Below are 13,424 nucleotides of genomic sequence, written 5' to 3'. Positions count from 1 at the left end.
AAACCGGCTTCACCCACCCGGAGTCGGCCCGTCTCAGGCCACGCTGGTCCGTACGCCGGGGATCTGTTGGCGCCCCTGCTTGGCCGTGTACATCGCGGCGTCCGCCCGCTGGATCAACTGCTCACCGTTTTCGGCGCGGTCGTTGCAGACCATGCCGATGCTCGCTCCGATCATGACCGGTTCTCCGTCGACCGCGAACGGCTCGCGGAAGGCCGTCTCGATGCGCAGGCACAGCTCCGTCGCGTCGTAGCGCTCCATGTCGACACAGAGGACGACGAACTCGTCGCCGCCGAAGCGGCTCACCGTGTCGCCCGGGCGCAGGCAACGGCCCAGCCGCTCGGCCACCTGGTTTAGTAGTTGATCACCGCCGGCGTGGCCGTACCGGTCGTTCACGGCCTTGAACCCGTCCAGATCACAGAAGAGCACGACCACCGGGCGACCGCCCGCGAGCGCGGCGTCCAACCGGTTGGCGAACTCGTGACGGTTCGGCAGGTTGGTGACGGGGTCGAAGCTCGCCTGGTACCGGAGGACCCGCACCCGCTCCGACCACACGCCCCAGATCCGGAGCATGACCAGTGGAGTCACCGCGGCCGTACTGACGGCCAGCAGGGCCGTGTCGACGTCCCGGCCGGACAGCTCACTGGCCGCGCCCACGGCGGGCATGGCGCACAGCGCGAGCCCGAGGAAGACCAGCCGCCCCTTGCTCAGGTCGTCCTTCGGTGCCGGACCGGGCTGGAGCAGGCGTACCACCGACCGGGCGAGCCCGCACAACCCCACCGCCGCGTAGCCGGCGAGGTAGATCATGTCGGTGTACGCGGGCCGAGAACCGGATCCCGGTACGACCACCAGCGCTACGGTGATCACGCCGGCCAGCGAGAAGCCCATCGCCGCGACCAGGAACCACAGCGCCGAAATGAACTCCCTGGCCGTGAGCAGCAGCCGGGTCAGGCAACCGAAGATCCCGGTCAGCATGAAGACCGTCACGCACGTCGCGATCTGCGACACCTGCGCGGCGGCGACCTCCCGCAGGTGCGGCAGCAGCAGGAAACTCCAGATCACCCCGCCGACCGCCATCGCCACGATGGTGCTGTCGATCAACCCGCCGACGTCGTCACGACCGCGCCGCGCGACGATCGTGATCGCTCCGGAGAACATGAAGACCTGGGCCAGCGCCGCGAAGATCGCGGCGATCGTGCCGTCGCCGCTCGGCAACTGCATCGCGAAGACGTACCAGTACCAGGCCACGTTGCCGGCGTTGAAGCTGACCAGCGCGGCGAGCAGGAACCAGAAGGGCTTGCGGCTACCGGCGGGCGTCCGGTTCAGCCCGACCACCACAGCGGGAACCGTCGCGAACGACAGGACGAGGTAGTCGACCATCCGCTGCGCCGCGGACAGGTACGGATAGATCGTGATGCCGGTCAGGCAGAGCGTCAGGTAGGCGAGGCTCAGGCCGAGACCGCCCGGCACCGAGTGCAGGCCGCGATACCGGCCCATCGGGCGCGCTTCCCAGTCGATCCCGTCGAACACGCTCACGGCAACACGGTAAGGCGGAGATCGACGGCCGCCAACCACTGGTTCCGCTATACCGACGCGAGCCCACCCTTCGCCACACTGAACCGTCTGCTTCGACCGTCCCGGCCAGCGGGATTGACGGATGGCGGCCCCGCACCCGGCGGGATACGGTGCGCGGGACGGACGGTGCGAGCGGATCGCCGTCGATGCGCCGGCCGCTCCCGGCCCGTACGGTGAGGACGAGGTGACGGGTTCCACCGATGACAGCCGCCCCGGGTGGGACGCGCTGCCCGACCGGGACGACCCCCTGAACCCCGCCGGCCTGTGTCCGCGCTGTGGCCGGTCGACGACCGACTACGTCTGCCTGCACTGCGCCGCCGAGCACGACCTCCGGGGTGCCTCGCTGGTCCGCCGGTTCGTCGACGTTCCCGACCGGTACTCCGAGGAACCGGCGCCGTCGCCCGCTCCCGAGCCGTACGACGGGCCGACGCCGGTCGTGCACCCGCCCGCTTCGGCGCCGACCTGGAAGCCGGCGCCGGAGGTCGGGCCGACCCCGGCCGGACCAGGCCGTGCGCGACGAGGGGCACCGGTCGTCCGCACCCGTCAACCGCTCGCTCCCACCGGACGGGGACCACGGGGAATGCTCGCGGCCGTGGCGATCGCCGTCGGGGCGATCCTGCTCGCCACGGTGGTCGGGATCGTGGGCGCCGTCCTGACCGGCCCGGGTGACGGGGGAAGCCCGCGCGTGAAGGCGACTCCGAGCCGTTAGGCCCGGCCCGGGATCAACCCACGGGAAATCGACCTGCCACGGTGCGGCGGCCGGGGCCTGACCAGCCCGGACTGACCTGCGGTCCGATGACGGCCGCGCGCGTGCCCTGACCCCGCGTCCGGCAGGTCGAGCGCCGATGCCCATCACGGGAAAGCCGCCGAGCCGTCGGTGGCAGGATGGGGCGCCATGCAGCGCTTTCGATCCTCGGACGGCACGGAACTGGCCTACCGGCGCGTGGGTTCCGGTCCACCGCTGGTCTGCGTCCCTGGCGGGCCGGGCCAGGCGGTCGAATACCTGGCCGAGCTGGGCGGCTTGAGCGCGACCAGGACGTTGGTCCTGCTCGACAACCGGGGGACGGGCGCTTCGGAGGTCCCCGCCGATCCGGCGAGCTACCGCGTCGACCGGCTGGTGGACGACGTCGAGGCGCTGCGCCGGCACCTGGCACTCGACCGGATGGACCTGCTCGGGCACTCCGCCAGCGGCGGCATCTGCCTGCTCTACGCGGACCGGCACCCACAGCGGCTGGACCACCTCGTCCTGGTGGCGCCGTCACTGCGGGTGGTGGACCTCCAGTCGGACCTCGCCGTCGCCGACGTCCTGGCGAAGCGGTCCCACGAACCCTGGTACGCCGAGGCGGTGGCCGCGTTGCACGCCGACGCCACCACCGAAGAGGAGCAGCAGCGCTACCGCTGGCTCGCCGCCCCCCTGCTGTACGGCCGGTGGGACGCGGCGGCCCGGGCGCAGGCGTCCGCCGAGCCGGCCCAGTTCTCCGCGCCCGCCACCGCCGGCTTCTACGCCGGCTTCACCCCGGACCCGGCGCTGCCCGCCCGGCTGGCCGCCCTGCCGGCGCCGACCCTGCTGGTGGCCGGGGAGTACGACATCTGGCCGACGGTCACGGCGGTGCGGGAGCTGGCCCGCCTGTTCGCCCACGCCGACGTCCTGGTGCAGCCGAGGGCGGGGCACTTTCCCTGGGTCGACGACCCGGCCGCCTTCGCGTCGGCGGCCGAGAGGTTCCTGGGAGACGCTCGGTGATCAGATGACGTGCCCGGCCGGCCCGCGTGCCACGGGCCGGCCGAAGCACCGATGGGATCAGCTCACCGACGCGGGCGCGAGGTCCCGGCGGATCTGCAGGGTCATGTCGATCACCTGCCACAGCACCTCGGGCGCCTCCGCGCCATCCTCGGTGGACACCGTCTTCGTGATTCCGTTGCGGTAGGTCACGCTGACGGTGTAGCGGAACCGGTCGGCACCCGTGCCCGCCGGATACGACGGCGAAAGGCGACGGAATTCGCAAGAGCCGGCCGTCGCCATCAGATCAGCGGTGGAGATGTGGACCGTGCCGGCGGAAACGGTGGACTGCTCGTTCACCCCGGCGATTCCACCGGTGCGGGTGAGGGTCACCTGGTAGGCGTCGCTCCAAGCGGCCTGGGCCGGTGCGGCGGAGGCGAGCGTCGCGACTCCGACCCCGGTGAGCAGCGAGAATGCCGTGATGACCTGACAGATGGCGCGCAGCATGGCAGACATGGGCTGAACCCCTTTCCTCGTGGGAATGGTGGAACCCGGCGGATCCCTGTCGGCGGTCACCGACGCCGGGACCGGCCCCCCGACTGTTGTCGTGGAGCCTGTCGCCCGTTCCTTGTCGACCCCATTTCTAGCACCGTTCGGGACAACCGAACCAGGGCTGTAGGCCCCTGGAGGACGGTTCGGTCGGTGCAATTTTTTGCGATTGTTTCAGGGCATTTAAACGATCCATTCGGCGTCGGTTCGACCCGTTCAGGGCGTGCCCGCGCCGCTTCGCAGGTCGACCGCCCGGACCGGGAACGGCGGTGCCGCCTCGGCCCCGGAAACTTCGTTGGTGAATTCACCCGATCACGTCGCGGTACGCCGCGGCGATCCCGGCCAGGCCCCGGCCGAGCTCGGCCCCGCGTACCCCGGCGTAGCCGACGACCAGTGCCGGTGGACGGTCGTCGTCCCGCAGGGCGTAGAACCGGCCGCCCCGGACCAGCACCGACCGCCGCCGGGCGGCCTGCACCAGCTCTTCCTCGGCGCACCGCCGGGGCAGCACCAGGTACGCCTGCAGTCCGCTGTCCCCGCCGAGCAGCGTGACGCCGGGCAGATGGCGGCTGATGTGCTGGCGTACCGTCTGCCGGCGCTTCTGGAACTCGGCGCGCAGCCGGCGCAGGTGCCGGTCGAAGGCGCCGGTGTCGACCAGCCGGGCGAACGCGAGCTGTTCGAGACCGGAGCAGCCGAGGTCCCATCCGGCCCGGAGCCGCTCGATCGGCGCGGTCAGCTCGGTGGGCGTGGCGAGCCAGCCGAGCCGCAATGCCGGGGCGAGCACCTTGCTGGCGCTGCCCGCGTAGATCACCCGGTCGGGGGCGAGGCTCTGGAGGGCCGGCATGCGCTGCGACGGCCCGGCGAACGCCGCGTCGAAGTCGTCCTCGACGATGTACCCGTCCACCGAGCGGGCCCAGTCGACCAGTTCCGCCCGGCGTTCCGGGTCGAGTGCGACCCCGGTCGGGAACTGGCTGGTCGGGGTGGTGAGCACCGCCCGGACGCCGCTGCGGGCCAGCTCGTCGACCCGGATGCCGCGTCGGTCGACTGGGATACCCACCGGGCGTAGGCCGGCGTCCGCGATGAACTTCCACTCGCCCGAGTGCCCCGGGTCCTCCACGCCCAGCGTGTCGTGGCCCCGGTCCCGCAGCACCCGGCAGAGCAACGCGAGCCCCTGGGCGAACCCCGAGGTGATCATGAGGTGTTCGGGTCGGGTCCGGACTCCGCGTACCCGACCCAGGTAGCCGGCGAGCGTGTGCCGGGCCACCGGCAGCCCGGACGGCGGCGCGTAGCCCAGCTCCCGCTGGCCGGCGGCGCTGACCACAGAGCTGACGCAGCGGATCCACTCCTGGCGCGGGAAGGCGGACACGTCGGAGCCGCCGGTGCGCAGGTCCCGGAGGGCCCTCGCGGGGGCCGGGTCCGCCGGGGTGAGCGCCGAGCCGACCTCGGTGCGGGCCGTCGCCGCGACGGAGGTGCCGGAGCCCCGCTGGGAGACCAGGTAGCCCTCGGCGCCGAGCTGCTCGTACGCCTCGACCACCACACTCCGGGACACGCCGAGGTCGACGGCGAGCTGCCGGCTCGACGGGACGCGGGTGCCGGGGAGCAGCGCCCCCTCCTCGATCTGCCGGCGTAACGCGTCCCGGAGCTGCACCGCCAATGTCACACGGGAATGGCCATCTATTGACAGACTTAGATGCAACACCAAGTGGTCCTCTCCGCAGTCCTCGAAGTGGTATGGACAACGCGACCTGCACTTGGCGAAAGTGTTTCCCGGACGCGCAACAACCCGACGGCCGGCGAATCGGGGCGCATGTTCCGAGGTCGTCCAATGCGGACGCCTCCGGATGCCCTGTCGCGTCGGCGTACGGGTGGGTGTGCGAGTCCTTTCGGACGGGGGAGGTCCGACCTGCTGCTTCGGGCGGCGGGACCGGTGCCGATGGCGGCACGGGAGTCGGGCTGTTCAGAGGGGGTTCCACAGTGTCCTCATTGTCAACCGAGGTGGCCGCACGTCCCGGGTATTCCCATTCCCTGGCGGATCGGCACCCGCCCCTGGCGGGCACTATTCCGATTAGCGTGACATCTGTCACACTGTCATCGATCAATCCATTGTCGCTCTACACGGCGCTCGCCGAAAACCGCGCCGCGGACGACATCTACCTCTTCGAGAGCCTGGACGGCCCGGCCCGGGACCGGCACGCCGCGGCGGTGGGCTGGGGACGGCTCGCCGAGTTGCGGATCATCGCCGACCGGTTCGAACTGACCGCCGCCGGTCCGCTCGGCGACGCCCTCGCCGTCGTGGTCACGGCCGTCCTGGGCGAGCCCGTCCGGCGCCGGGGCGACACCCGCGGCTGGGCGGTGTCGGGGCCCGCGCAGGTCTGGGCCGCGCTGCGGGCGGTGCAGCGGTCGTTCGCCGTCGAGACCGCGGTGTCCGCCGACAGCTTCGCCTTCGGCTTCCTCACCACCCTGGCGTACGAGGCCGCGCGGGACATGGACGAGCTCTCCGTCGACCGGGCGGTCGACGACGTCCCCCGCTGCACGCTCGCACTCTTCCGGCACACCGCCTGGTGGGACCTGCGCTCCGGCACCGTCCAGCAGCTCTCCGCCGGCGGCCCGCACCTGCCGACCGAGCCCGCGCTCGCGGTGGCCGACCTGGTGGCCGGGCTCGCCGAGGACCACCGGGACGTGCCGGTCGCCCCGCCGCCGACCCTCGTGCGGGACAACCTCGACGAGGAGACCTTCGCGGCCCGGGTGAAGCAGTGCCTGCGACACATCGAGGTCGGTGACAGCTACCAGATCCAGATCGGCCATCGGATCGACGTCGAGACCGACCTCACCCCGCTCCAGGTCTACCGGCGGCTGCGCCACCGCAACCCCTCGCCGTACATGTACCTGGTGCCGTGGGCGGGCCGTACCGTCATCGGGGCGAGCCCGGAGCTGTTCCTCCGGATCGACCACGGGCGGGTGTCGATGCGTCCGATCGCCGGCACCGCGGCCCGGGCGGCCGATCCGGAGACCGACCGCCGGCGGGTGGCGGAGCTGCTGGCCAGCGAGAAGGAACGGGCCGAGCACGTCATGCTCGTCGACCTGTGCCGCAACGACATCGGCCGGGTCTGCGAGCCGGGGACGCTCTCGGTCGACGCGATGCTCGACGTCGAACCGTTCGCGTACGTGCACCACCTGGTCTCCACCGTCTCCGGTCGACTCGCCGACGACGCCGACGTGTGGGCGGCCATCTGCGCCGCCTTTCCGGCCGGCACCATGACCGGGGCCCCGAAGCTGCGGGCAATGGAGATCATCGACGGCCTGGAGGGCGAGCCCCGGGGCGTCTACGCGGGGTCGCTCGGCCTGGTCGACGTGCGCGGCTTCGCGGTGCTCGCGCTCTGCATCCGCACCGCCGTCCACGACGGCCGCCGCTACCGCACCCAGGCCTCCGCCGGGGTGGTCGCCGACTCCACGCCCGCCGCCGAGTGGCGGGAGACGCTGGCCAAGATGAGCGCCACCTACTGGGCCCTGACCGGTGAGGAGCTGCTGCCGTGAAGGTCCTGCTCGTCGACGCGTACGACAGCTTCACCCACATCATCGACCAGTACCTACGCACCCTCGGCGCCCGTACCGTGGTGGTCCGCTCCCGGTCCGGGACGGACGAGGAACTCGCTGCGCTGCGGCCGGACGCGGTGGTGCTCGGCCCCGGCCCGGGGCACCCCGCCGAGTCCGGGCACGTCGAGCTGGTGCGCGCCTTCGCCGGCCGGGTTCCGCTGCTCGGCGTCTGCCTCGGCCACCAGGCGATCGGGCTGGCCTACGGCGGGACGATCGCGGTCGCCCGGCACCTGATGCACGGCAAGACCAGCCTGGTCGATCACGACGGCCGAGGGGTCTTCTCCGGGGCGGTCGCCCCGCTGACCGTCACCCGCTACCACTCGCTCATCGTTGACGACCCGGTGCCGCCCGCGCTGGAGGTCACCGCCCGGGCGTCCGACGACGGGTACGTGATGGGCGTGCGCCACCGCTCCCTCGCGGTGGAGGGGGTCCAGTTCCACCCGGAGAGCGTGATGACAGAGGACGGGCTGCGCCTGTTCGACAACTTCCTGCGCGGCGCCCCGACGGCGCTGCCCGTTGCAGGTTGAGCGGCAGACAGGGGATCGCCATGCCTGACCACTCAGCCCCGGTCGCCGTGGTGACCGGCGGCGCGGGCGGGATCGGCCGTGCCGTCACGGCCGCCCTCGCCGGCGCCGGGCACCGGGTGCTCAGCGTCGACGTCGAACAGTCCGCCGACCCGTCGGCCCACGTCGCGCTGGTCGCCGACGTGGCCGTGCCCGGCCAGGTGGAGGAGCTCTTCGGGCGGATCCACGAGCGGTACGGGCTGCCCGACGTGCTGGTGAACAACGCCGGCGTCTACCACGCCCGGGACTTCCTCGACTACGACCCGACCACGTACTCGCAGGTGCTCGACGTCAATCTGGGCGCCGCGTTCTTCTGTACCCAGGCGTACGCCCGCGCCCTGGTCGCCGCCGGGCGGCCGGGCAGCGTGGTCAACGTCGCCTCGATCAGCGGGCAGTCCGGCAGCCCGGACGCCGCGTACGGCGCCTCGAAGGGCGCGGTCATCGCGCTCACCCGCAGCCTCGGCCGGGCGCTGTCCGGGCACGGCATCCGGGTCAACGCGGTCGCACCCGGTCTGGTCGACACCCCGATGGCCGCCCGGATCCCGGCCGGCCGGCGCGACGACTACCGGGCCCGGATCCCGCTGGGCCGGTTCGGCGAGCCGGCCGAGATCGCCGCGGCCGTCGCCTGGCTGGCCGGCCGGGACAGCAGCTACGTCACCGCCACCGTGCTGGACGTCAACGGCGGCCTGCACTGACCTGCGCCACGGCCCACCGCGCCCGCACCGCGGCGGCCACCCCTGGAGAGGACCCTGACCATGTGGCTTCCGACCACCGGACCGGCGGCCGACTTCGCCGCCGAGTATCTGACCCTGCACCGCGCCTTCTACGCCCGCACCCTCGCCGCCGCCGACCTCGACGCCTGGCGGGAACGGCAGTTGCGGGTGGTGCTCGACCAGGTGTCCGCGAACTCGCCGTTCTATGCCCGGCACCTGGCCGGCGTCGACCTGTCCGCGGTCACCCCGCAGACCCTGGACCGGTTGCCGTTCACCACGAAGACGCATCTGCGCGAGGAGATGCTCGACGTGTTGAGCCGGCCGCTGGCCGACGCGGTCTTCTTCTACGAGACGACCGGCACCACCGGTCGCGCCACCCCGTGCCCCCGGGACGGGCGCGAGGTGGTGGCCAGCAACGCCCACGTCACCGAGTCCTGGGCGTCGATCTTCCGGCACCACTTCGGCGACCACGCCCCACGGATCGGGCTGATGGGGCCGACCGAGGTGCACTCGTTCGGGGACACCCTCGGTGACGTCGCCCGCAACGTCGGCTCGATGAACGCGAAGATCTGGCCGTACTCCCCGGTGATCGGGTTCGCCAAGGCGTTGCAGCTCATGAAGGACCTCGAACTGGAGGTCATCTGCTGCACCCCCGGTGTCGCGCTGATGCTGGCCAAGGCGGCCGAGCACCACGGCTACCGGCTGCGCGAGGACTTCGCCGTCAAGCTGCTCCTCGTCACCGGGGAGATGTGCACCCCGGCGCTGGCCCGCAACCTGGAGACCGTCTGGGGCGCCGACGTCTACAACATCCTGTACGGCTCGCAGGAGGCGTTCGTCATCGCCACCGCCTGCCGTAACAAGCGGATGCACCTCTCCCAGACCAACTACCTCATCGAGGTGGTCGACCCGGAGACGGGCGAGTCGCACGGCCCGCGCGGCAGCGGCGAGCTCACCGTCACCATGCTGATCGACGGGGTGAAGCCGCTGATCCGCTACCGGACCGGCGACGCGGTGATCGTGGACGCGCCCGAGTGCGACTGCGAGATGGCCGGCGACCTGGTGCAGCTCGTCGGCCGGACCCTCGACCGGATCGAGCTGGGCGGCCGGCGCTTCACCGCCGGGCAGGTCGAGACCGCCGTGCTCGACGGGGTCACCGGTTCCGCCGGCTACCAGGTGGTGATCGACCACGAGCCGTCCGGCGGCGACCGGTTGACCGTACGCCTGGAGCTGCTGAAGGACCTCGTCGACGACCCGGCCGGGGTGGCCGCCGGGGTCCGCGGACGGGCCGCCGCGACGCTCGGCATACCGGTCGAGGTGGAGCTGAGCGACGGGCTGGATCCGATCGTGAGCACCGGCGCCTTCGTGAGCTGGAAGGCCGCCCGGATCGTGGACCGGCGGGTCGACGCCGACCACGAGACCCGGGTCGCGCAGCGGATGGCGGGCAACCGTGGTTACACGACCTGACACCGCCGCCGAACCCCCTGCCGCGCTGCCCGGACCGCTCACCGAGGCGTACGGGCAGCGGTGGCGGCGGCTGGCGGACCGGTGGGCGAGACGGCCCGGCACGGTGCTGGCCACCCTCGGCCCGCCCGGTACGTCCAGCCACCTCGCCGCCACGTTCCTCGCCGAGCGGCACGGACTGCGGATCGAACTGTCCGACACCTTCGACGCGGTGCTCGCCGCGCTGGTGGAGCGGCGGGTGGACCAGGCCCTGGTGCCGAGCGCGTACCAGGGGCTCACCCGCTTCCACTGGCACCGGGACCTGCGGCTGGAGGCGTACTTCGCGCAGGCCACCCCGGAGTACGGCATCGCGGCCCGGGTGGACCGCGAGCCGGACGGGCCCGTCGGCGAGGTCAGCGTGGCCGCCCTCTGGGAGGTCCGGCGGATCTTCGCCGACGTCGCGCCCGCGCCGTTGCGGGACCGCCGGGTCCGCTGGGTCGACGCCGACTCCACCCAGCACGCCGCCGAGATCCTCGCCGCCGGCGGAGCCGACCTGGCGGTGACCAACGCCCCCGGGGTACGCCGGCACGCGCTGCGATGGGTGGCCAGCCGCCCGGGCGCCGAGATCGTGTGGACCCTCTTCGGCCACCGCTGAGCCCACCCTCGGCTCGTCCCGCACCAACCCCGAGAGAACCGGAGCGATCCCCGTGTCCCGACGAACGTTGCTGCACCGGGCCACCGTCCAGGAAGGACTGGGCCTGGCCTCCCGCCCGCGCCACAGCGTGCTGCTCGCCGGCGAGCGCATCGTCGCGGTGCTGCCCGACGCGCAGGCTCCCCTGGACGACCCGGAGGTGGAGGTCCTCGACCTCGACGGCCGGACGGTGATGCCGGGCATGACGCTCGGCCACACCCACATCGCCTACCTGAACGTGCTCGACGGCCGGGAGACCCTGTTCAAGCACACCGTCCCCGAAGTGGCCCTGGGCGCCGCCGCCAACGCGGCCGCCATGCTCAAGCTGGGCTACACCGCCTTCGTCGGCGCCGGCTCGGTGGCCGGCATCGACATGGCGTTGCGCCGGGCGATCGACGCCGGGCGGCTGCCCGGCCCGCGGATCACCCCGTGCAGCCGGGACCTGATGGTCTCCGGCCCGCCCGAGCGCCGCAACCCGGCGGTCAAGCAGCGGATCCCCAGCGACCTGATGCGTCTCGCCGACACGCCGGAGGAGCTGGTCGAGTACGTCGACACCGAGGTGGCCCAGGGCGCGGAGATCATCAAGGTCTTCTCCACGGGCGACGACACCTTCCCCAACGGGCGCTCGCACGAACTGCTCTTCACCGCGGAGGAGCTGGTCGTCGCCGCCCGGGCGGCACACGAGCGGGGGGTCCGGATCCGGGCGCACTCGCGCGGGCTGGCCGGCATCCGCAACGCCATCGCCGCCGGCGTCGACGTCATCGACCACGCCACGTACGCCGACGACGCGGCGCTGGAGGCGATCGCCGAGCGGGGCATCTTCGTGGTGCCGAGCCTGCACCAGCCGCACCGGCTGCTCACCACCGGCACCCGGTACGGCAAGACCCCGGAGTACCTGGAGACGCTGGAGTTCACCGCCGAGGTCGAGAACACCCTGCGGATCCTGCCGCTGATGGTGGAGCTGGGCATCCCGATCGTCGCCGGTGACGACTTCGGCTTCGCCTGGACGCCGCACGGCCAGTACGCCGAGGAACTGGAGACGTACGTGACCATGGCCGGTATCCCCGCACCCGTGGTGCTGACCTGGGCCACCGCCAACGGCGCCCGGCTCGCCGGCCGCGGCGACGACGCCGGCACCGTCCAGCCGGGGCGCCTCGCCGACCTGGTGGTCACCGACGGCGACCCCGCCGAGGACATCACCGTGCTGGGCCGGCCCGAGGCGATCGAGCTGGTGCTGCTCGGCGGTCGGGTCGTCGCCGGAGACGCCGGCCGGTACCGCGCCCCGCACTCCGTGGCGGTGGCGTGATGCGGCGGGTGGTACCGGTCGTCCCGCTGCTCGCGGTCGGTGCCTTCGCCATCGGCACCGACACCTTCGTGGTGGCCGGGGTGCTTCCCGAGGTGGCCCGGACGCTGCGGGTCAGCGTCGCCTCGGCCGGCTGGGTGAGCACCGTCTTCGCCCTCGCGTACGCCGTCGCCGCGCCGGTGCTCGGTGCGCTGACCGGCCGGCTCGAACGGCGCACCGTGCTGGCGATCTCGCTGGTCGGCTTCACCCTGGGCAACGTCGCCTCGGCGCTCGCCCCCGACCTGCCCCTGCTGCTGCTCGCCCGGGTCCTCACCGCGGTCAGCGCGGCGCTCTACGTTCCCGCCGCCTCCGCCTCGGCCGCCGCGCTCGCCCCGCCGGAGCGCCGGGGCCGGGCGATGGCGGTGGTGCTGGGCGGTCTGTCCGCGGCCACCGTGGTCGGCGTGCCGTTCGGCACCTGGGTCGCCGCGGACCTGCAGTGGCGGGTCACCTTCTGGCTGCTCGCCGCCGTCGGCGCGGCCTGCGCGGTGGCGGTGGCGGTCGGCCTGCCGGCGCTGCGGCTGCCGTCCGGGCCGGGGCTGGCCGTCCGGCTCGCCCCGGTACGCGAGACCCGGGTCGGGCTGGCGGTGCTCACCACCGCGCTCTTCATGACCGGCGGCTACCTGGCGCTGACCTACGTCGGGGCGCTGCTGGCCCCGGCGACCGACGGCGACGGCACGGTGCTGGCGGTGCTGCTGCTGGTCTTCGGCGTACCGGCGGTGGCCGGGACCGTGCTGGGAGGCCGGGCCACCGACCGGTGGGGCGCCCTGCCGGTGCTGCTGGTCGCGGTGGCCGGGTTGGCCGTGGTGCTGGCCACCCTGCCACTGACCCGGCAGGCCCTGGTGCCGGCCGGGCTGGCGATGGCCGCCTGGGGCGTCACCGCGATGGCCACCCAACCGGCCCAGCAGCACCGGCTCTTCGCGATCGCGCCGGGCTCCGGGCCGCTGCTGCTGTCGCTGAACTCGTCGGCCACCTTCGTCGGCATCGCCCTCGGCGGCTTCCTCGGCAACCGGCTGCTCCGGCACGGCGGCGTCGACGCGCTCGACCTGCTCGGACCGGTCGGCGCGGCGCTCTGCGTGCTGGCGCTGGGCACCGCGCTGCTCGGCGCCCGGACCGGAAACCGGCCGGACCGCCCGGTCGGTGCCGCCGGGGAACCGGCCCGACCGGCTCCCGACGGGGCCGCCACCGGCGCGTCACCCCGCTGACCGCCCGGAATTGGCCTCACCGGATCCGCCGGGATTGGCCACAA

At 73.0% G+C, this 13,424-nt stretch carries 12 protein-coding genes; 9 read left to right on the top strand and 3 right to left on the bottom strand.

Annotated elements, in window-relative coordinates; genetic code table 11:
- Positions 1-33 precede the first annotated feature (33 nt).
- Positions 34-1,533: a diguanylate cyclase domain-containing protein gene (locus ACTWM8_RS29925; RefSeq protein WP_446211848.1), complete on the bottom strand. Its 1,500-nt coding sequence runs from the start codon at positions 1,531-1,533 to the stop codon at positions 34-36.
- A gap of 223 nt (positions 1,534-1,756) precedes the next feature.
- Between ACTWM8_RS29925 and ACTWM8_RS29920 the strand changes: the two genes are divergently transcribed.
- A complete protein-coding gene (locus tag ACTWM8_RS29920) occupies positions 1,757-2,281 on the top strand; it encodes a hypothetical protein (RefSeq protein ID WP_446211847.1) in 525 nt (174 codons plus the stop codon).
- A gap of 186 nt (positions 2,282-2,467) precedes the next feature.
- A complete protein-coding gene (locus ACTWM8_RS29915; RefSeq protein ID WP_446211846.1) occupies positions 2,468-3,313 on the top strand; it encodes an alpha/beta fold hydrolase in 846 nt (281 codons plus the stop codon).
- 57 nt (positions 3,314-3,370) lie between these two features.
- Here the strand turns inward: ACTWM8_RS29915 and ACTWM8_RS29910 are convergent, their stop codons facing one another.
- The gene (locus ACTWM8_RS29910) at positions 3,371-3,805 is read right to left on the bottom strand and encodes a protealysin inhibitor emfourin (RefSeq protein ID WP_446211845.1); all 435 of its coding nucleotides are present in this window, start codon (positions 3,803-3,805) and stop codon (positions 3,371-3,373) included.
- A gap of 337 nt (positions 3,806-4,142) precedes the next feature.
- Positions 4,143-5,483, bottom strand: a complete 1,341-nt coding sequence (pdxR, locus tag ACTWM8_RS29905; protein ID WP_446214715.1) for a MocR-like pyridoxine biosynthesis transcription factor PdxR — start codon at positions 5,481-5,483, stop codon at positions 4,143-4,145.
- Between the two features lie 422 nt (positions 5,484-5,905).
- On the opposite strand from pdxR, the gene ACTWM8_RS29900 reads away from it, so the two are divergent.
- Genes ACTWM8_RS29900 through ACTWM8_RS29870 form a run of 7 tightly spaced genes read left to right on the top strand, consistent with a single transcriptional unit; the run spans position 5,906 to position 13,380 of the window.
- Entirely contained in the window at positions 5,906-7,369 is a 1,464-nt protein-coding gene (locus tag ACTWM8_RS29900; RefSeq protein WP_446211844.1) for an anthranilate synthase component I family protein, read from the top strand.
- Positions 7,366-7,956 (top strand): anthranilate synthase component II, encoded by a 591-nt coding sequence (locus ACTWM8_RS29895; protein WP_446211843.1) that lies wholly within the window; start codon positions 7,366-7,368, stop codon positions 7,954-7,956. Before ACTWM8_RS29900 ends, ACTWM8_RS29895 begins: the two co-directional genes overlap by 4 nt.
- A 20-nt stretch (positions 7,957-7,976) precedes the next feature.
- The gene (locus ACTWM8_RS29890; protein WP_446211842.1) at positions 7,977-8,687 is read left to right on the top strand and encodes an SDR family NAD(P)-dependent oxidoreductase; all 711 of its coding nucleotides are present in this window, start codon (positions 7,977-7,979) and stop codon (positions 8,685-8,687) included.
- Positions 8,688-8,747: 60 nt separating this feature from the next.
- The gene (locus ACTWM8_RS29885; RefSeq protein WP_446211841.1) at positions 8,748-10,169 is read left to right on the top strand and encodes a phenylacetate--CoA ligase family protein; all 1,422 of its coding nucleotides are present in this window, start codon (positions 8,748-8,750) and stop codon (positions 10,167-10,169) included.
- Complete coding sequence (locus ACTWM8_RS29880) at positions 10,153-10,800, top strand: prephenate dehydratase (RefSeq protein WP_446211840.1); 648 nt, start codon at positions 10,153-10,155, stop codon at positions 10,798-10,800. Before ACTWM8_RS29885 ends, ACTWM8_RS29880 begins: the two co-directional genes overlap by 17 nt.
- A 52-nt stretch (positions 10,801-10,852) precedes the next feature.
- Positions 10,853-12,142, top strand: a complete 1,290-nt coding sequence (locus ACTWM8_RS29875; protein WP_446211839.1) for an amidohydrolase family protein — start codon at positions 10,853-10,855, stop codon at positions 12,140-12,142.
- Positions 12,142-13,380, top strand: coding sequence for an MFS transporter (locus ACTWM8_RS29870; RefSeq protein WP_446211838.1), 1,239 nt, complete (start codon positions 12,142-12,144; stop codon positions 13,378-13,380). The genes ACTWM8_RS29875 and ACTWM8_RS29870 overlap by 1 nt, the downstream gene beginning before the upstream one ends.
- The last annotated feature ends 44 nt before the right edge of the window (positions 13,381-13,424 follow it).

The sequence above is a fragment of the Micromonospora sp. IBSANI012 genome, assembly GCF_052814045.1.
This window is presented reverse-complemented; position numbering and strand designations above follow the sequence as displayed.